A 21601-nucleotide genomic window follows, 5' to 3' on the forward strand; every position below is an offset into this window, starting at 1 on the left:
TCCGGTCAATTTTTGAAAGTTGAATCTTTTTAACATTGACTATTTTTTCTGAAAAGTATGATTAACAGCCCTTAAGTTTTACAAATTTAAGGGCTGTTTTATGTATCAAAACAGACTACTGAGAATCAATAAATGCCTTTTTTTATACAAATTAGACTGAATATATGTAAGTTTGTTAGAAATTGAATTAATTTTTTAAAAAAAATATATATGAATATAGTTTATACTTTTTTGCTTGCTTTTCTATTTAAAATGTTTTTTGCAGGTAGTTTACTTGCTCAATTCGTGAAAAATGAAAGATATGTAGATTTTAACCCTATTCACACTTGCAATGCAACAGCAGATATTGATGCCATAATTAATGACATTGAATTTAATTCAAAAGCATTGAGAAAAGAGGGGGGAAATCTTAAAAGTTTAAGAGCCGGTAGTCAAGAGATATTATTTTCCTGGCCTTTGAGAGCTGCAAACCATTTTCATGAAAACAGTTATTATGGGATTACAAATTTTGTCGATCATGACCTGAATTATCCAAATCAGGTTTTGGATTACTATTGTGGTGAAAGAACGTATGATACGAATACGGGCAATCATGGAGGCACTGATATAGCTGTTTATCCACAAAGGTGGTCTATGATGGATAACGATATGGTTGAAATAGTAGCAGCTGCAACAGGTGTAATAGTTTTTAAACGTGATGGAGAGTATGACAGAAATTGTAATTTTAGCTCAGATTCATTGTCAAATGCCATTATACTTGAACATGCAAACGGCATGCGGAGTATGTATTATCATATGAAAAAGAATAGTGTAACAGAAAAAAATATTGGTGATTTAGTGGTGGAAGGAGAGTATTTAGGAATTGTTGGAAGTTCCGGAACTTCCAGTGGGCCTCATTTACATTTTGAAATTAGAGACTCACTAAATCAGATTTTAGATCCTTTTGAAGGCCCATGTAACCCAAGCGTTCAAAACAGCTTATGGAAGTCCCAAAAACCTTATTATAATTACGGACTATTAACTGCCAACATTCAAAGTCAGTTTCAGGAAAACTCTTCAGATTGCAAAATAGATCATCAATTTTTTCTTAAAAATCATTTTCAGCAAGGTGAACAATTATTTTTACATGTCTTTGGAAGAACCACTCAGGAAGGTGATTCTATACATTATTTTCTATATAGACCTGACGGGACCGAGTATTGGAATCATTTGCGAATAAGAGACACAGGTTACGCTAATTTGTTTTGGGCCGGAAGAAGTAGAACTATTCAATCGAATGAACAAGACGGAACTTGGAAATACCGGGTAATTGCTGCCGGTGATACTATAGATAAATATTTTTGTGTAGGGAGTGTTTCTTCGGTCACATCAGTATTAAATTATGATATACAATCAAATGGTAAAGAAGTGCATTTTGAATCATTATCAGAAAACGCATTTACTTATTTATGGCAATTTGGTGACGGCTATGAATCTGTGCAGATGAATCCTACGCATCAATATGATGAGTTTGGTATCTTCGAAGTTTGTCTTACAGTAACTAATGGCTGTGACTCTTCTACTTTTTGTGAATATATTGATTTGCTCCCGGTATCTAATGTTACCATGGCTACTTTCAATAAACCTATTATATACCCCAATCCTGCAAACAGTAATATAACTGTTCGTTTTAATGACCCGGGAATCGAAATTCATAAAGTTTATATTTTAAATCTATTAGGACAAAAAGTTGAAGCTCATTCTAATAATTTACCTGGTAATACTTTTATGTTAACCAATATGGTAAATCAAAAAGGAATGTATATTCTGAAAATTGACCTTGGAAATAAAAATGTGTATAGCAGAATAGTGATAGATTAAAAAATATATGCATTACAATGAGGTGTATATGAAGATTATAAAAACATATTAAAGTAAGCGGTAGTATTATAGTAAACGGCAAAGTGATAAAAACTTAAACTTAAATCACCTCCCCCTGATCCTATCAATCAATCTGCGTCTGGGTTTTTCTTCCTCCAGTTCTCTACGTTCAGTTCTTTCTGAATCTCCTCTGAAAAAATCTCTAAACCTGTCCACAAATCTTTCTTCCCTATATGCTTCGCAATCAGTGTTTAAGCCTATATACTCATTTCCTGAAAAAAATATACTCTTATTATTATACTCAGGATGGTTAGCTAAATCCTGCAGAAAATAGCCGCAAATGGGCAAAGCAGTTCTAGAACCGGAACCAAGGCTGCTTGATCGAAAACGAATAAACGGTAATGAACCACCTACCCAAGAACCAAAAACAAGTTCAGGAGTGTAACCTACAAACCAGCCATCTGCATTATTTTGTGACGTGCCTGTTTTGCCGGCAATATCTCCACTTAGTTGAAAGCGGTTGCGTAAGGCGTTTGCTGTGCCTTCATCAACTACCTTCTGTAGCATTTTAGTCATGGTTTGTGCTATTTCAGTCTCTAAAACATATTTCTCCTCACTATGATTTGAAAAATCATAAATCAATTGCCCGTCACTATTGTAAATTGATTCAATATAATAGGGTGTTAAAGCTTTACCCTCACTTGCAAAAACAGAATAAGCCTGTACCATTTCAAGTAAATTTGCACTATTAGCTCCTAGAGCCAAAGATGGTTTAGCCGGGATGTCAGACGTTATACCTGCCTGTCTTACCAAATCTTCCACCGGTTTGAATCCATTTTGCATCAACAATTCAACTGCAATTGTATTGATAGATTTAGCTAATGAAGCCTGAACAGAATATCTCCCACCATACTCATTACTGATGTTTTGTGGTCTCCAGCCTTGATAAGCCTCATAAACGGTCTGAACATTTCTGTAATAATCACATGGTTGAACGCCATTTTGTAAGGCTGCAGCATATACAAAAGGTTTGAAGGCTGAGCCTGTTTGTCTTTTTGATTTTACATGATCATATTGAAAGAAACGATAATTACTTCCACCTGTCCAGGCCCTTACTGCACCATCATTAGCATCTATCGCAAAAAAACCGGCATGAAGAAATGACAAATAATGCCTTATTGAATCATCCGGTGAGAGCTCCTTCTCAACCATGCCTTCGTGTGTATGAATTAGCATTGGTGTTTTAGTATGTCTGATCTGGTTAATTTTTTCTTCAGATAATCCTTTTTCTGTAAGTTTTTCGTAATGCTCAGATACTTTCCACATCCTATCCAACAAAACTTTATTTTGAATAAAAAGATCGCTGCTTGTCCAATGGAGATCAAACTGCTTTTGCAGAGTAGTTAAATGTTTTTTGACAGCTTTATCTGCTGCTTTTTGTAAACGGGAGTCAATGGTAGTTACAATCTTAAGACCATCTGTATAAAGGTTGTAAATATTCCCATCCAAAGCCGGAGTCGATTCGAGAAGTTTTTGTAGTTCACTTCGTAAATGCTGACGAAAATAAGGAGCTATTCCTTCAGTGTGTGTATCTGACCTATACATTAATCCAAGCGGTTGTTCTCTTGCTTTTTCTGCTTTTTCTGCAGAAATATAATCATATTTTTTCATTTGCGAAATAACAAGATTGCGTCGGGTTTTGGCTCTTTCAGGATAAAGTCTTGGATTGTGAGAAGTTGTACCTTTCAACATGCCTGCTAAAGTTGCAGACTGAGTAAGAGTAAGATTAGCAGGAGTAGTATTGAAAAAACGTCTGGAGCCTGCTTCAAGACCAAAGGTTTCTTCACCAAAAGTCACTGTATTTAGGTATAACTCAAGTATTTCCTCTTTTGAATAAATTGACTCAAGTTTTTTTGCAATGATGATTTCTCTGAATTTAGATATAACCAGACCCAAACGACTTGCTGATTGCCTTGGATATAGGTTTTTAGCTAATTGTTGCGTTAATGTGCTTCCACCACCTGCATCTTGTCTGAGAAGAATTGACCTTACTAATACCCTCATCAGGCTTCGCCTGTCAACTCCATTATGCTCATAGAAACGTATGTCCTCGATGGCAAGCAATGCCTCTATAAACTGTGGGTTAATCTGCTCAAGCCTTGTATTGGTTCTGTTTTCTGCAAAATATACTCCCATTAACTTTCGGTCGGTCGAATATACCCGAGAAGCTGTTTGATGTCTGATATCCGCAAGTATTTCTTTATCCGGTATTTGACCAAAAGCGCCCCATTTTACCGAAAAATAAAGTGCTGTTACTGACAAAATAAACAAAAGAATAAACAAGAATGTGCCTATCCCAATAAACTTAAATAATTTTTGCTTTGTCAACATGAGGCTATTATTTGTGGTTGGTGATAACACACAACCACGGCGGGAAATAATTTTTGTTTTGTCAATTTGAGCTTATTTAACACTATTTTAAAACGCTATGCTAAGTTACAAAGTATTATTATTTCGTGTTTTGTGAAAACACAAAAATCAAGGGTATTGGATATAAATAATAAAAATAGATTTTACTCAGCAGGATTTGCCACCCTTCCAATAAAGAGCAAACTGTTGGTTTCTATATGGCGAAGTATAATCACAAATGGGCGGTTAAAATCTAAAACCGGTGGCATAGATGTAACTCCAAAGCCAACAGAAGTAACCGCCGCACCTTCGGCACCATATTCATCTATTTTTAAAACACTTTTGTGGTCAACACGGGTAATAAATATGCGTGGGCCTATCAAAGGTTCTCCCAATTTTGTAAAGTCAGCTTTTGAATTGCTAAAAGCATCATCGATTCCTACAGCAATAAGAGTGTTTTTTAAATCTTCTTTATAAGAAAGGTCTAAATGTGGAATATAGGCAATGGCTCTATTTTCACTCATTTCCTCATACATTTCATTTATATATCCGGAGTTCATTTTTTTGATAAACTGTTGTAGGTTTATATCTGTCGAAGGCATTGCCAAAGTAAGGCTAAATGTTTCGTCTTTAAAAGGAATTTCCAAAGCTGTATAATCCTCTGACTGAACATAATTAAATAAACGGTCAGCAGTCATAAATGGTGTTGAGACTTGATTGCCATTTGGTAGATTAAAATCCCGGTAACTCGTAGCATTCGGGTCAAAACCTTCAAGCCAGTCAGCACGGAAATAGAGCGCATTTATAAGAAAGGCGATTTCTTCATCATCAATTCCTTCCAGAATTTTATCAATCTTACCCTTAGTTTGATCGTTCACCCAGGCATTAATATTGTCAACTGCTGCCTGACTGTTAAAATCATGCTGCTCAACTGAAGCATTATAGTATTGCTTAATTTTTTGTTTGAATTCTTCAAAAGTATTTATACGGTTGGGGTCTTCAAAATAACCATTAGCCATCAGCACTTCAGGATGCCCACCTGAATTTGTTAAAATTTGCTGCCAGGCTGCTTGTCGCTGATTCACTTCATCTAAATCCCATTCAGCTGTATGCAATCCTGTCAGTATTTGACTGAGTGTTTGTCCATCAGCACCATTAGCAGCCATATTCATAGCAGTTTGAATGCTTACCGGAGAAATTAAAATGTTTTCATCTATCGGGATAGTTTTATCCAACTCCTGCAAAAGAGACAAACCAAACCCCAGATTTGCTTCCCCTAGATTATCCTGACTTGTTGGAGGGGTAGTAGTTAAAGGCGGTTCTCCATTTTTATCACAAGCTATAAAGAATAGAGTACAAAAAATCAAGAGGGTTATGAATTGTGCTTTCATCTTTAGTGTGTTGTTTTATATTAAATATGAAATAAATTACAAAAAAATATTCAATGTTACAATACTTAAATGCTTTTTTACTGTGATTATTGTTATTATAATTTATCAATTTTTTAATTCTAAAAAAAACAAGTCATTATTTTAGAGAAACCTTTATTAATCAGTCATTATTTTAATTGCCATAAAAAAAGGGATTTTAACATATGTCAAAATCCCTTTTTTAAAACTTTTAAAATTTATTTTATTTTTTAATGAGTCGATGAACTATGTAAGCATCTCCTGAACGTAGTTTGAGAATATAAAGTCCATTTTCAAGACCTGATAAATCTAAAGGCAATACAGCATTGTTGTTTACAGTTATGTAGTCCTTTTGTATCATCCGCTGTCCTAATGAATTATAAACAGAAAGGTCTAACTTACTGCTTTGAGGTATATCAACTTCCACATAAAACAAACCGTCACTTGGATTAGGATAAACAGAAACATCAAGTTTAAGCTGTCCGCTAAAGTCTTCTAAACCTACATTGGTAACATTTACTTCTGTCATTACTGAAGAGCAACCAAAGCTGTTTGTATACACTAAACCGTAATTACCGTTTTCTGTTACATCTAAAAACTGCATATCGCTATCCGGTATTGGCTGACCTTCAAAATACCATTGTACGGTAAAATTTGAGTTATAATTTGAAGCTACTAATTGACCTTCGCTACTTAAAAATACGGTGCTTGGAGTTGCAGGTGAAGGGTTTACTGTAATATTCTTTTCTAATGATTTACCTCTACATCCGTTTTCATCAAATACTTCTACCCAATAACTACCGGCTGTAGTAACTTTTAAATAGCTGGTGTCAGCCCCACTAATAGGTAGTGAATCCTTATACCACTGAAAAGCATTTCCATAATCAGCTTCGAGGATAATTGTGTCTTTATTGCAGATTGTGTTATCACCCATCAAGTTGGTGACTACAGGTATGTCAGCTTTCGGATAAATAATCAAGGTATCTACATCGTCATATTCGATAATTGGACGGTTAATATTAAACTGTACTGTCAATGGAGGATCTAAAAGTGTTTGAGGCCCAATGTCACTTCCATTAAAATAGACTGTTCCGCAATAGTCATCGCTGCCTTCCAGAAAAGAATCATCTTCCCATACTTCTATAGTGTACATAGTATCCCTTAAAAGCACTATAGGGGCGAAGTTAAAAGTAACCGGCGGGTATTGATTGTCAATAACATAAGACTCATATATTAATGTATTTCCAAGAAATAATTTGAAATAAAAATCAGGAGCAGAGAAAATATCATCACAATCTGAAGAAGCTACAGTAAAACTTTCTATTGCTCCATTAAAAGTATCAATTTGAGTATTCAGGCTGATTTCATAGATGCCGGGTTGCACATATTCAATAGCAGATGGACTTTCAGAGCTTGACTGAAACCCATTGCCAAAATCCCACTGATAGCTGAAATTAGGATTCCCGTTACTTGGAAAATTCGATTCAAAATTTACAAAGGTCGGTCCGCAGTTAACTGTTGGAGTAAAAGAAAAACTTTGATTTCCACCGACACCCGGTAAAACTTCTATTTCAAGTTCATAGGTTTCATTTTCCGTTATTATACCTATAAGGCCGGTATTAACAGTAGCTTGTATAAAAACAGTAACATTATATATGCCCGGAGCTCCAAAAGGTGTACCGCAAATATTTATACATCCATATTCTGAATCCGGTGGATTAGATGGAGGAAAATATTGGCAGGTAGGATGATTATTACATTTCCAGGTTAATCCGGGAGGTAAGCCTGAAACTCCGGTTATGTTAATTTCGAGAAGATCTACTGAAGAAACAGGTTGTCCGGTTACCGGTATCACTTGTGGCATGTAAAAGCTAAAGTCCTCTTCATAGTATTCCCCAATTGTTGCATTTGGAGCAACTGAGGTACACACTCCACCTTCCGGAGGTCCGCACCCATAATCAGGAATACAAGTAGGGCACTGAGCCGATAACTTTACAAAAGTAAAAATTGTAAAAAGGAAAACTAAATTGAGTGATTTCATTTTTTAAAAATTGAAGTAAAATATTCTTTAATCTTGCTTAACAAAGCTATTAATTTTTTATTGAAAATAAGTTATAAAAGTACAAAGATAGCAGTTTAGCGATAATTTTAGTGTTAAGAAAAGAATCACCGTATAAAGAGATTTTTTTAAAAAATGTTAGTTAACTTTAATAACATTTTGCTGATAAGGCTTTAAAGGCTAATTACGTATATCTGAAAATTAAATCTATATTTTTTTTGTCAGAATTACTTTGTAGTTAAGGTTTTTTTTAAAAATTTAGCTTTGTTTTGACATAAATATCTTAAAAACTCAATAATGAATCTAAAATTATTTCTAAGCTCAATTTTAATGTTTGGGTATGTTTCTTTGGCTATCGCACAGGATGCAATTTTGCGTGGAAAAATCACTGATGAAACTACCAGAGAAGCACTTATAGGTGTTAATATAGTTTCCGGTTCTACCGGTTCAGCAACTGATCTTGACGGGAAATATGAAATCAGGTTAGAGGCGGGGCAGCATAGGGTTGAATTTCGCTATTTAGGATATCGTACTATTAGCCGAAATATAAACTTGTCTGAAGGCGAGGAAAGAACATTAGATATAGCCATGAGAGACGAGTCCAGAGATTTGGAAATTGTCGTTGTAAGTGCCAGTCGGTTTGAGAAAGTTTTGGGCGAAGAAACAGTTTCCGTAGAAGTTTTAAGTAATACACTAATAGAAAATTCAAATTCTGTGGATATGCAGGAGGCTATAGAAAAAGTTCCGGGTGTAACTGTTGTCGATGGACAAGCTAATATCCGTGGTGGTAGCGGCTGGTCTTATGGAGCAGGAAGCAGGGTTTTACTTTTGGTAGATGATTTGCCTATGCTTACAGCAGATGCAGCTGATGTAAAATGGTCCATTATTCCAATTGAAAATGTAGAACAAGTTGAAGTGATAAAAGGAGCAGCATCGGCAATTTACGGATCTTCGGCTCTAAATGGTATTATAAATGTACGTACAGCCTGGCCAAGATCTGAGCCATCAACCAGAATATCTTTATACAATGGAGTTTATGATAACCCCAGAGATGAAAATATGATATGGTGGGGCAAAAATCGTCCCGTTTTTTCAGGTGGCTTTTTTGCACATCGTCAGCGTTTTGGAAATTTTGACTTGGTGTTGGGATCTAACTTTACGGTGAATAAGTCTTATTTAGATGGAGGCAGTGAGCAAAATGCACGTGTAAATTTTAAAACAAGATACAGACCCGCAGGAGTAGATGGACTTTCTTTCGGTCTTAATGGCAACTTTTACCAAAGTTCGGGAAGCACCTACTTTTTATGGGGTGGTCCTGACAGCCTTGCTCTAAGACCTTTCCCGGGTACAGTAAGTAATTATAACTCACAAAGAATTTTTATCGATCCGCATGTAAGCTATATTGACGGAAGAAATAATCAATACAATCTCAGACTTCGATATTTTAATGCTACGAATAGAAATGATACTGAACAGGGTTCAGTTCCTAATTTATACTATGGTGAATTTCAATATCAGAGAAGGTTTGAAGAAATAGGTTTGAATTTTGTTACCGGACTTTCAGGTTATTACTCAACAGTGACTAGTCCTACAGGCGACCCTACGGAGTCATTGATTGGAGAACATGAGGGATATAATGTTTCCATTTATGCTCAGGCGGATAAAAAGTTTTTTGATTTATTAACATTTAGTTTCGGCGCCAGATATGAATATTTTAAAATAGATACCTTTGAAAGTGATGCCCGTCCTAATATAAGAGTTGGGGCAAATTATCAGTTTGCTGAAGCTTCCTATTTAAGAGCTTCTTATGGTGAAGGATATCGCTTTCCAACTATGGCAGAGAAATTTGTGAGGACAAATGTTGGTCCAATAGGTATTTACCCAAATCTGAATCTTGAGCCTGAAACAGGATGGTCTGCTGAAATTGGTTTTAAACAAGGTTTTAGAATCAGCAATTGGCTTGGTTACCTTGATATTGCCGGATTTATTAATGAGTATGACAATATGATGGAATTTACTTTTGGCCAGCATGGTACTTTTGCAGATCCCCTATTTGGAATAGGCTTCGCCAGCTATAATATAGGGAATACTCGTATAATAGGTGGTGAAATTACCGGTATCGGACAAGGTTCAATTGGTGAATTTCCTATTACTTTATTGGCAGGTTATACATATATAGACCCTAAGTTCAGAGACTTTGATGATTCAATAACACTTTCCAATAATCAAAGTGTTGCCATTAGAAATACGACTTCATCCAGTGAAAATGTTTTAAAATACAGAAACAGACATAGTTTTAAAGCAGATGTAGAGTCAGAATACAGAGGATTTTCTCTAGGTTTTTCTGTTAACTATACCAGTTTTATGGAAGCTATTGATAAACAATTTTTGGATTTCGGAAGACAAGAGCCTTTTGTAACAATTTTAGGTGAAGGTTCAGAAGCTTTCAAGTATATGGGAGATTTTAGAGATGAAAACGATAGTGGTCATTGGGTTTTTGATGTTAGAGTGGGTTATAATCTTTCAGAGCAGGCAAAAATCAGCTTTATCGTTAAAAATCTTACAAATACCCTATCCATGTCAAGACCGGGTATCATAGATCCACCCAGAAATTATGCAATGCGCTTAACATATGAATTCTAAAAATCTTTTTTTATATAAAAAAATATAAGCCTAAATTAGACTCATAAAAGGATAGTCTTTATATTCGATAGAATTACTTTAAGGAGTAATATTGTAATTGGATAGTATTTTTTCCACGGAGTTAATAGTTAGGTTTTGCAAAATGTTGCTTTTATTTTAAAGGATTTAGTCGTCGGTGGTATTCAGCGTCTGTTGCTTGATTTAATTCCTGTTTTTAAATCCCAAGACCGGAAACTAATTTTTATAGCTATTGGAAAGGGGGAGCAGTTTGAAACTTTCAAAAATGCCGGAGTGCCTTTCTTTTTTATACCAAAAAAACTTCCTTTTTTTGATCCGATATTAGTTTTTAGGATTAGAAAACTGTTATTGAAACATAAAATAGAAATCATTCATTCTCATCATGTTTCTGAAGCTATTTCCGCGCACTTTGCAATTATTGGCACTTCTGTGAAACATGTTTTGTCATATCATGTCGGCTTACAACTAAATAATTCTCAGGATAGTATTGTTTTTAAAAAATTGCACAAAAGAGTTGACCGGGCTGTTTGCCCTTCGAATGCCTTTTTAAATGAAATGAAATCTGCCGGATATGATAGTTCATTATTTACAGTAGTGCCAAATGGTATTGATACAGCCAGATTGTTAGAAAAACCGACACAAAATATCAGAAACAAATTCAATATTCAGGAAGATGATTTTGTAATTGGTATGATTGGAAATTTTTATAATAATACAAGAAATCAAATTGTGGTTTGCAAAGCTTTTGAGCTCCTGGAAAAGAAATATGAGCATTTGCGTTTAATTTTTTATGGCGGACACAGTAATAGTTATCTCCCGGATGCCGAACATTATAAGCAGTGCTATGATTTTTGTGAAAAAAATGAACTTCTTGAAAAAGTCTTTTTTGCCGGTATAGAAACAGATACTACTTCGGCTTTGGCATCTTTAGATCTCTTTGCTTATGCCTCTTTAAATGACACCTTTGGAATTGCTGTAGCAGAGTCTATATTAAGTATAAAACCAACTTTAGTTAACGATTTGGATGTTTTTAAAGAATTAACTCAAAATGGGAAATACGCTGAACTTTACCCTACAAATAATCATGAGGTTTTAGCTCAAAAAATTGAAAATTTTATATTGAAAAAATCAAGAAAACCCGACGAGAGATTAATAGAAGAATTTAAAAATAAATATAGCATTGAGTCACACTTTCACAAACTGGATGAGGTTTACAAAAGCTTATTTTGAAGATAAAAGTTTTACATATAATCAAAGATCTGGAGCCGGGTGGTATTCAGACTCTATTGTTGGATATTTGCAATAACAGGCATTTACTGAATGTTGAAATTGCAATATTTGTAATAGGTGAGGGGAGTATGCAATCAAAAATTGAGGCTACCGGTGTAAAGGTTTTTAGTATAAAGCGCACTTCAGGTATACAGTTTTCAGTGATTCGCAAATTAAAACAAGTCTTAATAATTTATCAGCCGGATATTTTACATACACATCATTCTGCGGAAGTGTTTTATGCTTTCTTTTCATCTATTGGTTTAAAAGTTAAAAAGATTCATACTCATCATACTCATCCGAAAATTAATACCATAGCTGATAAAATTGTTTTCAAGCTACTGTTACCTTTTTTTGATAGTATTGTTTTTCCGAGTAAAACGGTTCGTAAATTATATAAATCTATTTCCGGCAGCGATAAAGTTATTTTTAACGGGCTTGATTTAAAAAGAGTAAAATCCTCTCTAAACAAAGATGATGCTCGATTACGATTAAACCTACCTCAAAGCACAATTATATTGGGAATGGCAGGAAGTTTTTTGTACAATATAAGAGATCAAAAGTTTTTATGTGAAGCTTTGCCCGTAGTCTTAAAAAAATATCCCAATATAAATATGGTTTTTGCAGGTTCAGCCAACAGCCTGTATAGTAATTCAAAAAGTTACTTTCTTCAATGTAAAGAAATTATCAAAAAAGAGGGTTTGTCAGAGCGGGTATTTTTCCCGGGAAATATTGAAGACATAAGCTTGTTTTATACTTCTTTAGATGCTTATTTACATGCCTCAAAATTTGACACTTTCAGTCTTTCGGTTGCTGAAGCAGTATCAAATAATAAGTATACGTTGATTAATGATATTGATGTATTCAAAGAACTTTATACCGAAAACGATAATGTAATCTTTTACAAAGATGGTTCTAAGCAAGACTTTCAATACCAATTGGAAACTTTGATAAAAGCAAATTTTAAACTTACAAACGAAAGTGTTTTTTCACCATTATTTGATATACGACGTTACATCAAAAGTATAAATTCGCTTTATAAAGAAATTCTTGACAAATAAGCTACAAGCTAAATCTAATTTATTTTTCGTTTGTTAACTCAATGATTTAACTTTTTATCTAATGATTTGAATTCAATTTTTACTTTTGTTGTTTTAGACTTAATGACTTGTGCAGATTTAAAAAAATATAAATGAAAGCTACAGAAACTTACCCTGAAATAAAGCAATCAAATACAGAGGTTTACAAAAAAGGATTTTTGGATATTAAGTTGCCATCTCAATTGGATTTGGCAGCAGAAATACAAAAAATTAAAAAAGAGAAGAATGCCGTTATACTGGCTCATTATTATCAGGAAGCTATTATTCAGGACCTGGCTGATTATGTAGGAGACAGTCTTGGTTTGTCTCAAAAAGCAGCAGAAACAAATGCTTCTATGATTGTTTTTGCCGGCGTAAACTTTATGGCAGAAACAGCTAAAATCATAAATCCCTCAAAAAAAGTGGTTTTACCGGATTTTAATGCGGGTTGCTCACTGGCTGATTCCTGCCCTCCGGATTTGTTTAAAAAGTTTGTTGAAACTAATCCGGAACATGTTGTAGTTACATACATAAACTGTACCGCAGAAATAAAAGCTTTGAGCGATATCGTTTGTACATCTTCCAATGCTGAAAGAGTGATACACTCAATTCCAAAAGACAAAAAAATAATTTTTGCACCTGACAAAAACCTGGGAAAATATTTAATCGGAAAAACAGGTCGCGATATGCTTTTATGGGATGGCGCCTGCATGGTTCATGAAGCTTTTTCTATTGAAAAATTAACTCAATTGATGATCGAGAACCCTGAAGCTCCATTAATCGCTCATCCCGAGTCAGAAGCGCATATTTTAAAGCATGCTTCTTATATTGGCTCTACCTCGGGACTTATAAATTATGTAGAAACAACCAATTACCCGGCATATCTTATAGCAACCGAAGCCGGTATTTTACATGAAATGGAAAAAAAATCTACCGGTAAAAAATTAATACCCGTTCCTATAGCTGAGGACAATACCTGTGCTTGTAGTGAATGTTTTTATATGAAAATGAATACCCTAAAGAAATTGTATTTATGCATGAAGTATGAGCTGCCTGAAATCATAATTGAGGAATCTTTGCGCCTGAAAGCACTTATCCCCATTCAAAGAATGTTAGCCCTTAAATAATCATGCAAATCAAAACGGATGTCCTGATTATCGGTTCCGGAATCGCCGGTCTTTTTTTAGCAAAAAAAACAGCTGAAGCCTATCCGGAATTGTCTGTTGTTGTGGTGACAAAAAATACCCCATCTGAAAGTAATACTTTTTATGCTCAGGGTGGCATTGCCACAGTTTATGAAAATCAAAACGATACCATTGAAAAGCACATAGAAGACACTTTTTTGGCCAGTGACGGAACTTGCGATAGAAATGTTGTTGAAATGGTAATTAAAAAAGCCAAAACAGTTTTAGACGAGTTGCTTGGTATTGGAGTTGAATTCGACAGAGATGAAAGTGGTTCTTATCATTTAGCGAGGGAGGGTGGTCATTCTGAAAGTCGCATTTTTCATAAAAAAGATCAGACCGGTAAAGAATTAGAGGAGAAAATGCTGCTGGCTCTTCATCATTTGGAGAATTTGAGAATTATTTCTCATTGTACTGCTTTGGAATTAATCACAAACGGAAATACTTGCGAAGGACTCTGGGCATACCAAAGTATAGAAAATCAACTCATTGAGTTTTGCTCAAAAGTGGTCATAATCGCTGCCGGTGGTGCAGGTCAGGTGTACAGTATCACAACAAATCCGGCAATAGCTACAGGAGATGGAGTTGCAATGGCATATCGTGCAAAAGCAACTATCCGTGATATAGAATTAGTGCAGTTTCATCCTACAGCCTTTTATGAGGAAGCTGATGAGCATACTTTTTTGATTTCTGAGGCTGTTCGAGGAGCGGGAGCTCTTTTGAGAAATGAAAAGGGTGAGTATTTTATGGAAAAATACCATTTGCTGAAAGATTTAGCACCCAGGGATATTGTCTCCAGAGCAATTTCGTCTGAAATCAATAAATCAAAAAAGGCATGTGTTTACTTAGATTGCAGTTCTATTGGTCAGGAGAAATTTGCCGTTTTGTTTCCTCATATTTACCAATCTTGTTTTGCTAAAGGTATTGTTCCCGGGAGGGATTTAATCCCCGTTGCTCCTGCGGCTCACTATTTCTGTGGGGGAGTAGAAACAGGTGTAAATGGTGAAACTGCTGTTAAAAACTTATATGCTTGTGGCGAAAGTGCCCGGACAGGCATGCATGGTGCTAACAGACTGGCTTCAAATTCTTTGCTGGAAGCGCTGGTTTTTGCCGGAAACATCTTTGAAAGCTTTGCTAAAGTTGATTTTTCTAAAGAAAATAAAATTCAAAAAAGTACAATTGAATTTGCTGAGACAGATAACCCCAAAGTATTAGCAGAGGTCAGTGATTTAAAAAGAGAAATTCAGCATTTAATGACTAAAAATGCAGGTATTGTAAAAACTAACTCTTTATTAAGTGAGGCTCAAAAGGAGTTAGTGGTTATTGGCAATAAAATTGGCGATTTACCTAAAAACCCGCAATGGTACGAACTTAGAAATATCTATCAAATTGCTTCATTAATAATCAGCCACTCAATTGCTAGGAAGCAGAATGCCGGTGTTTATTTTAATAAAGACTTAGTAAATCTTGCTGTTTAAATGATTTTTCTCTTTTCAATTTATCAAATCATTTAAGTCTAAATTATTTTTATAGATTAATTTAATATATTTATATTTTATAAAGCAAAAAATCGAAGGTATATAAAATATTTAATAATGGATGTCTCAGAATTTAGAAAAATGGCTATGAACTTTCCGGAAGCAGAAGAAAAGCCTCACTTTGAGAAAACTTCATTTAGAATTAAGGGGAAGATTTTTGCCACTTTTAATATTAGTACCGAAATTGCGACATTAAAGTTTTCCATGGTAGATCAGTCAGTTTTTTGTGATATGGGGAAATTGCAAATTTATCCTGTACCTAATAAGTGGGGTAAGCAGGGGTGGACGCATTTAGAGGTTAATAAACTAGATAACATGATAATTCAGGATGCATTAACTGCTTCATTTAAGCTGGTAGCACCCAAAAAGATTTCGGATAAATTGTAATTATTATAGATTTAGAAAATCTGAAAGTCAATTTGTTTAAATTTTCAGTTTTTAGACTTAATTTAGTCAAAATTATATATATATCTATTTTAGTTTAAAAAATAACACCTATGAAAGTCTTTAAAATTGTAATTGCTATTATACTCGGTTTAGTTGGGATTGCTTTGATAATACCTTTATTTGTAAGCAATGATTTTCAGGTAGAAAGAAAAATTCTTGTGGATGTGGACAAACAGACAGCTCATACATACATGGGTGATTTATCTAATTATGACAAATGGAGTCCCTGGACCGGCATTGACCCTGATATGCATGTAGAAGTAACGGGTCGACCCGGACAAGTTGGTAATATGTATAAGTGGAAAGGCAACGAAGAAGTGGGAGAGGGGAGCATGAGAATTGAAGAAGTTAGTCCGGATAAAATTTCCATTCATCTGCATTTTTTAACACCTATGGAATCAGAAAATAAAACATATTTTCATTTCAATACAATTGGCGAACAAACAGAAATTACCTGGTCAATGGAAGGAAGGATTTCATATCCCTGGAATATGATGCTTTTGTTTAATTTTGATGAAATGATAGGCTCTTACTATCAAAAAGGTTTAGAAAATCTTAAACCTATCTTAGAAGGATTGGATGAACAAGAATTTGTCATTGAGGAAATCAACATGCCTGAAAAAACATATATAGGAAAAAGAGCAAAGATAAAAATCCATGAGATGCCTGAGTTTTATGGAGAGCATATGCCTGGTACATATACAACTGCAATTGATTATGATCTTCAGATTGCCGGATTTCCCTCCGGTTTGTATTTTTCCTGGGATGAAGAAAATCGTGAAACAGATATGGCGGTAGCTATTCCGGTATTAGACGAAGACCCGTTGGTTGAAGGTTATGAAAAGTGGAAATTGGGTGGAAATGCTTTAAAGTTGGCCTTTTATGGAGACTATGAAAAGCTTGGTGAAGCCCATGAAGCCATGTATGAATATCTTTCAAAAAATCAATTAGAAGCAAAAAGTCCTTCCATTCAGGAATACGCTATTGGACCGGCAGAAGAGCCTGACACTTCTAAGTGGCTGACAAATATTTACTATTTGATTGATTAGAGTGAAACCAAAAGCTATAGATAATGAACTGTATGCAAAGTATAAATTTTGATATTTTTTACTTAGATTAAAACAAAGCACTTTTTACAGCTCAATCCATTGCAGTCTGCTTTAGCTGACTGTAATGGAGAGGTAGATTGTTGGCTTTAGCCACTTTCTGAGTTTTTATTCAAAACTGATTTTCTAAATTGCGCTTTGTTATTTGAAACTTCTTTTCATCAAAACTTCTGTAATTGAGGAAATTTTGATAGTTTTAGATATTTAATGAAAAATAACTTTATACTTCTATGGAGGCAATCTATATCCTTTACGCAATCCCTTTTTTCTTTATTTTGATTGGTTTGGAGTATTGGTATGCTAAGAAAAAGAAAAAAAACTGGTACCGATTTAATGATGCAATTACAAATTTAAATATAGGTATTGGGAATCAAGCTTTTAACTTGTTTTTTAAGTTTATTTTATTTGGGGCATATTACTATATCTTTCAAAATTATGCCTTTTTTGAAATCAATGCCGGTATTATGTCATTCTTTTTAGCATTATTAATCTTTGATTTCTTTTTCTACTGGGCGCACCGCTGGAGTCATGAAGTAAACTTCTTTTGGGGGGCACATGCCGTTCATCACCAAAGTGAAGAGTATAACCTTTCTGTTGCCTTACGTCAATCCTGGTTTCACAATATCATTAGTTTTATTATCTTTTTACCTATCCCTTTTTTAGGCATTAACCCTCTGATATTTTTTGCAGCAGCCGGTTTTAATACGCTTTATCAATTTTGGATTCACACAAAAGCAATTAAAAAAATGCCCGATTGGTTTGAATTTATTTTCAACACTCCATCACATCATCGGGTACACCATGCAATTAATCCAAAGTATATTGACAAGAATCACGGTGGGATGTTTATCTTTTGGGACAGAATCTTTGGCACTTTTAAAGAGGAAGAAGAAGAACCGGTTTATGGTATTACAGAGCAACTGAAAAGCTGGAATCCTGCATGGGCAAATGTGCATTATTATATTGAAATGATAAAAATTGCGTTTAAAACGCCTAAATGGAAAGATAAGTTAAAATTGATTTTTGCCCGTCCCGGTTGGTTACCTGATGAGCTGGGCGGTTATCAGGCTCCAAAGGAAGTAGACGAAAAGCAATTTAAAAAATATGATACCAATGCTCCCTTTGGATTAAACATGTATATTCTCTTTCAGTTTGTATTGATAACAGCTGGTTTGGCTTTGTTTATCTACCACTTTGATGCGATTAGCACCTTCTATAAAGTTGTGTTTTTTGCTATTTTAATTCTCTCTACTACAATTTGCGGAGCTATTTTTGAATCAAAGAAATGGTCACTGGCAGCAGAATATCTTCGGCTTGGACTGATAGTAATTAGTTTAAACAGTTTTTACTATTACTGGTATATAGACTGGTTTGCAATAACTCTGGGAGCCTCATTAGCCGCTTTTGCAGTTTTCTTTGTATGGATAACCTTTTCCTGGAGTAAGCTCAAAGAGTTTAATACTACTTCCCCCGGGCTTTAATAAAGTATTCTTTTTAAATTCGGCTGAACTTCTACTCAAAAAACTAGAATAAAAAGCTAAGTTTATAACATTTTAATTCAAAATGCTGATTGTTAATTTGTATATTTAACAGATATGTATTTGTGCGTATACAATGTAATTTTCTTAGTAAAACAATACTCATGCAAAAAACAGATTTCAGTAAACTACGGGCTATGTATATCAATTGCACCCTGAAGAAAAGTCCGGAAACTAGCCATACTCAAGGTTTAATGGATGTATCAATTCAGATAATGAAGAATGAAGGGGTGACTGTAGAGTTCGTTCGCTTTGCGGATCAACAAATTGCATCCGGTATATATCCGGATATGACAAAACATGGCTGGGATGTGGATGAGTGGCCGGGTTTGTTTAAAAAAATAATTGCAGCCGATATTTTGATTATTGGAACCCCAATATGGCTGGGCGAAAAATCATCAATGGCACAAAAGCTTATTGAAAGGCTTTATAGCATGAGTGGCGAGCAGAATGAAAAAGGACAGTATCTGTATTATGGTAAAGTCGGAGGTTGTGTAATAACAGGTAATGAAGACGGAGTGAAGCATTGTGCAATGGGGATTTTATATGCCCTGCAACATATAGGCTACTCTGTGCCACCACAGGCAGATTGTGGTTGGATTGGTGAAGTCGGTCCCGGACCCAGCTATTTAGATAAGGAATCGAAGGCTGCCAAAAATGAGTTCACAAACAGAAATGTAACATTTATGACATACAATCTAATGCACCTGGCTAAAATATTGAAAGAAAATGGTGGTTATCCGGCATATGGTAACTCAGCCAAGGAATGGGAAGCGGGTAAAAGATGGAATTTTGAAAATCCTGAGTATAGATAAGGAAAAGAAGCTTTAAAGCTTGTATTTAATGAAAAACTTCCAATTCTTCATTATTCATTCATGAAGTATCAGTTATTTTTTTTGATTTTACATAAAATTAAAAAACGTTAATCAAAAAAAGTACATCCAATTTGATAAATAGTAAATAAATCGTATAATTGCTTAATAAAATACCTAATTTATTGTAAGTTAAATAAAAGTAAAGTTTAAATTCGCTGTTTTAGGTAAATGTCTATCTTAAAACCTCATTAAAATATACCTATGAGAATCTGTTTCCTAAGCTTTTTGTTGTTTTTTATAGCCTATGATCCAGTCTTCGCTTAAAGTACACTACCTAAAGCTGAGGCCGATTCTCTTTGGGCTGTTTGGAGTGACCCGTCACAAGCTGATACCAATCGATTAAATGCTATTCATGCGTTCGCATACAATGGCTATCTGTTTAGTCAACCCGACTCCGCCTATTATTATACCCAATTAGAATATGATTTTGCTAAAAGTAAGGGCTTAAAAAAGTATATAGCTGTTGCCTTAACTACAAAAGGGACTTCTTTTGAACTAAGAAGCAATTACCCATTAGCTTTAGGCTATTACAAAAGGAGTTTAGATATCAATGAAGAAATTGGGCATAAATCGGGTGTTGCCGGTGTACTCAGTAATATGGCAATTGTCTATGCAAATCAGGGCGACTACCATCAAGCCCTAACCTATTTCCAACGCGCTTTAAAAATCAATGAAGAATTGTTTCAAGAGGACGGACTGGATGAAAGTAAAGGCAGAATTGCAAGAGTCCTCAATAATATCGGAAATATCTACGGCACCCAGGGAAATTACGCCCAGGCCCTGAATCATTTCCTGCGTAGTTTGAGCATCAATGAAGAATTAGGAAATAAACGAAGTATAGGGCTTACTCTTAGTAACATTGGGCTAATTTACAATTCCCAGGGCGACAACCTCAAAGCTTTAGAATATTATCAGCGAAGCATGAAGATATATGAAGGACTTGAAGAAGATAGGCTTGTTGCATTAGTTTTAACAAACATTAGTAATATAAATTTAGAAAATGGAGAAAACCAGGAGGCCTTGCAAAATTTTAGGCGTACTTTGAAAATCTATGAAGAAATTGGAGACAAAAGTGGAATAGCACGATCTTTTGAAGGTATTGGAGTTACCTACGAAAATAAAGGTGATTTTACTCAGGCTATGAATTATTATCAACGTAGTTTGAATATGTATGAACAAATTGGTGCAAGAGGTAATGTCGCTTTTGTTCAAACTTTAATCGGAGATTTTTATAACATTCAAAAAAATTACAATATTGCCCTGGAATGGTGTGAAAAAAGTTTAAAAATTGCAGATGAAATTGGCGATATTGATATCCAAGTATCGGCCAATGTATGTTTGTATAATGCCTACAAGTCTTTGGGTGTTTTTGATAAAGCCCTGGAGTTCTACGAACAGATGATTATATTGCGTGACAGTATTAAAAATGAAGATAATACCAGGGAACTTACCCAACTATCCATGCAATATGAATTTGATAAAAGAGAAGCCGCTACTATTGCCGAACAGGAAAAAAGGGATGCTATTGCTTTGCAGGAATTGCAACGCCAAAAACTTGTTCGAAACGGGTTCATGGGTGGTTTTGCCGTGGTATTGTTGTTTGCCGGTATCGTCTTTACACAACGTAATCGCATCAGCCGTGAGAAGGCTCGCAGCGAAGAGCTACTCCTGAATATTTTACCAGAAGAGACCGCACAGGAATTAAAGCTGAAAGGCCATTCAGATGCGCAACTTATAGATCATGTAACGGTGTTATTTACCGATTTCAAAGGCTTTACGGCTATGAGTGAAAAAGTCAGTCCTAAAGAATTGGTAAAAGATTTGCACCTATGTTTTTCTGCTTTTGATGAGGTGATGGAAAAATACGGTATCGAAAAAATTAAAACAATAGGGGATGCCTACATGGCAGCCGGTGGACTGCCCACACCCAATACCACCCATGCAAAAGATGTGGCCAAAGCAGCATTGGAAATGGCTCAAATAGTAGAAAAAGGTAAAGTCAAAAAACTTACTGAAGGACTACCATTTTTTGAAGTCAGAATCGGCATACATACCGGACCTGTTGTGGCAGGCATAGTGGGCATCAAGAAATTCCAATACGATATTTGGGGAGATACCGTCAATGTAGCAAGCAGAATGGAATCTTCCGGTGAAGTGGGCAAAGTGA

Annotated in this window: 14 protein-coding genes; 11 read left to right on the plus strand and 3 right to left on the minus strand. The window is 34.9% G+C overall.

Going from position 1 to position 21601, the window contains the following annotated elements; all coding sequences use genetic code 11:
• Window positions 1-210: 210 nt before the first annotated feature.
• Complete coding sequence (locus tag EA412_01475; protein TVR82509.1) at window positions 211-1860, plus strand: T9SS C-terminal target domain-containing protein; 1650 nt, start codon at window positions 211-213, stop codon at window positions 1858-1860.
• Window positions 1861-1965: 105 nt separating this feature from the next.
• Here the strand turns inward: EA412_01475 and EA412_01480 are convergent, their stop codons facing one another.
• The 3 genes from EA412_01480 to EA412_01490 form a co-directional block, all read right to left on the minus strand.
• On the minus strand, window positions 1966-4251 hold the full coding sequence (locus EA412_01480; protein ID TVR82510.1) for a penicillin-binding protein: 2286 nt from the start codon (window positions 4249-4251) through the stop codon (window positions 1966-1968).
• Window positions 4252-4433: 182 nt separating this feature from the next.
• Window positions 4434-5660 (minus strand): hypothetical protein, encoded by a 1227-nt coding sequence (locus EA412_01485; GenBank protein ID TVR82511.1) that lies wholly within the window; start codon window positions 5658-5660, stop codon window positions 4434-4436.
• 241 nt (window positions 5661-5901) lie between these two features.
• Window positions 5902-7719, minus strand: a complete 1818-nt coding sequence (locus EA412_01490) for a T9SS C-terminal target domain-containing protein (GenBank protein TVR82512.1) — start codon at window positions 7717-7719, stop codon at window positions 5902-5904.
• A gap of 315 nt (window positions 7720-8034) precedes the next feature.
• Between EA412_01490 and EA412_01495 the strand changes: the two genes are divergently transcribed.
• The 10 genes from EA412_01495 to EA412_01540 all read left to right on the plus strand — a co-directional run.
• Window positions 8035-10380 (plus strand): TonB-dependent receptor, encoded by a 2346-nt coding sequence (locus EA412_01495; protein ID TVR82513.1) that lies wholly within the window; start codon window positions 8035-8037, stop codon window positions 10378-10380.
• 135 nt (window positions 10381-10515) lie between these two features.
• The gene (locus EA412_01500) at window positions 10516-11628 is read left to right on the plus strand and encodes a glycosyltransferase (GenBank protein ID TVR82514.1); all 1113 of its coding nucleotides are present in this window, start codon (window positions 10516-10518) and stop codon (window positions 11626-11628) included.
• Entirely contained in the window at window positions 11625-12728 is a 1104-nt protein-coding gene (locus EA412_01505; GenBank protein TVR82515.1) for a glycosyltransferase, read from the plus strand. Before EA412_01500 ends, EA412_01505 begins: the two co-directional genes overlap by 4 nt.
• Before the next feature lie 131 nt (window positions 12729-12859).
• The gene (gene nadA / locus EA412_01510; GenBank protein ID TVR82516.1) at window positions 12860-13873 is read left to right on the plus strand and encodes a quinolinate synthase NadA; all 1014 of its coding nucleotides are present in this window, start codon (window positions 12860-12862) and stop codon (window positions 13871-13873) included.
• Window positions 13874-13875: 2 nt separating this feature from the next.
• Window positions 13876-15408 carry an L-aspartate oxidase gene (gene nadB, locus EA412_01515; GenBank protein TVR82517.1) on the plus strand — a complete coding sequence of 511 codons (1533 nt, stop codon included), beginning with the start codon at window positions 13876-13878 and terminating at the stop codon, window positions 15406-15408.
• 114 nt (window positions 15409-15522) lie between these two features.
• Window positions 15523-15855 (plus strand): MmcQ/YjbR family DNA-binding protein, encoded by a 333-nt coding sequence (locus EA412_01520; GenBank protein ID TVR82518.1) that lies wholly within the window; start codon window positions 15523-15525, stop codon window positions 15853-15855.
• Window positions 15856-15965: 110 nt separating this feature from the next.
• A complete protein-coding gene (locus tag EA412_01525; protein ID TVR82519.1) occupies window positions 15966-16964 on the plus strand; it encodes a hypothetical protein in 999 nt (332 codons plus the stop codon).
• A 287-nt stretch (window positions 16965-17251) separates the two neighbouring features.
• Entirely contained in the window at window positions 17252-18502 is a 1251-nt protein-coding gene (locus tag EA412_01530; protein ID TVR82520.1) for a sterol desaturase family protein, read from the plus strand.
• A 161-nt stretch (window positions 18503-18663) separates the two neighbouring features.
• Window positions 18664-19374, plus strand: coding sequence for a flavodoxin family protein (locus EA412_01535; GenBank protein ID TVR82521.1), 711 nt, complete (start codon window positions 18664-18666; stop codon window positions 19372-19374).
• Window positions 19375-20031: 657 nt separating this feature from the next.
• Window positions 20032-21601: tetratricopeptide repeat protein (locus EA412_01540; GenBank protein ID TVR82522.1), on the plus strand; the 1570-nt coding region annotated here is incomplete at its 3' end.

Source organism: Chitinophagaceae bacterium, from assembly GCA_007695095.1.
Lineage (GTDB): Bacteria > Bacteroidota > Bacteroidia > Chitinophagales > REEL01 > REEL01.

Bases quoted from the DNA above. Each gene is read 5' to 3' on its own strand.
- EA412_01475 (TVR82509.1), top strand. From the start codon at position 211: ATGAATATAGTTTATACTTTTTTGCTTGCTTTTCTATTTAAAATGTTT.
- EA412_01480 (TVR82510.1), bottom strand. From the start codon at position 4,251: ATGTTGACAAAGCAAAAATTATTTAAGTTTATTGGGATAGGCACATTC.
- EA412_01485 (TVR82511.1), bottom strand. From the start codon at position 5,660: ATGAAAGCACAATTCATAACCCTCTTGATTTTTTGTACTCTATTCTTT.
- EA412_01490 (TVR82512.1), bottom strand. From the start codon at position 7,719: ATGAAATCACTCAATTTAGTTTTCCTTTTTACAATTTTTACTTTTGTA.
- EA412_01495 (TVR82513.1), top strand. From the start codon at position 8,035: ATGAATCTAAAATTATTTCTAAGCTCAATTTTAATGTTTGGGTATGTT.
- nadA (TVR82516.1), top strand. From the start codon at position 12,860: ATGAAAGCTACAGAAACTTACCCTGAAATAAAGCAATCAAATACAGAG.
- nadB (TVR82517.1), top strand. From the start codon at position 13,876: ATGCAAATCAAAACGGATGTCCTGATTATCGGTTCCGGAATCGCCGGT.
- EA412_01525 (TVR82519.1), top strand. From the start codon at position 15,966: ATGAAAGTCTTTAAAATTGTAATTGCTATTATACTCGGTTTAGTTGGG.
- EA412_01530 (TVR82520.1), top strand. From the start codon at position 17,252: ATGGAGGCAATCTATATCCTTTACGCAATCCCTTTTTTCTTTATTTTG.
- EA412_01535 (TVR82521.1), top strand. From the start codon at position 18,664: ATGCAAAAAACAGATTTCAGTAAACTACGGGCTATGTATATCAATTGC.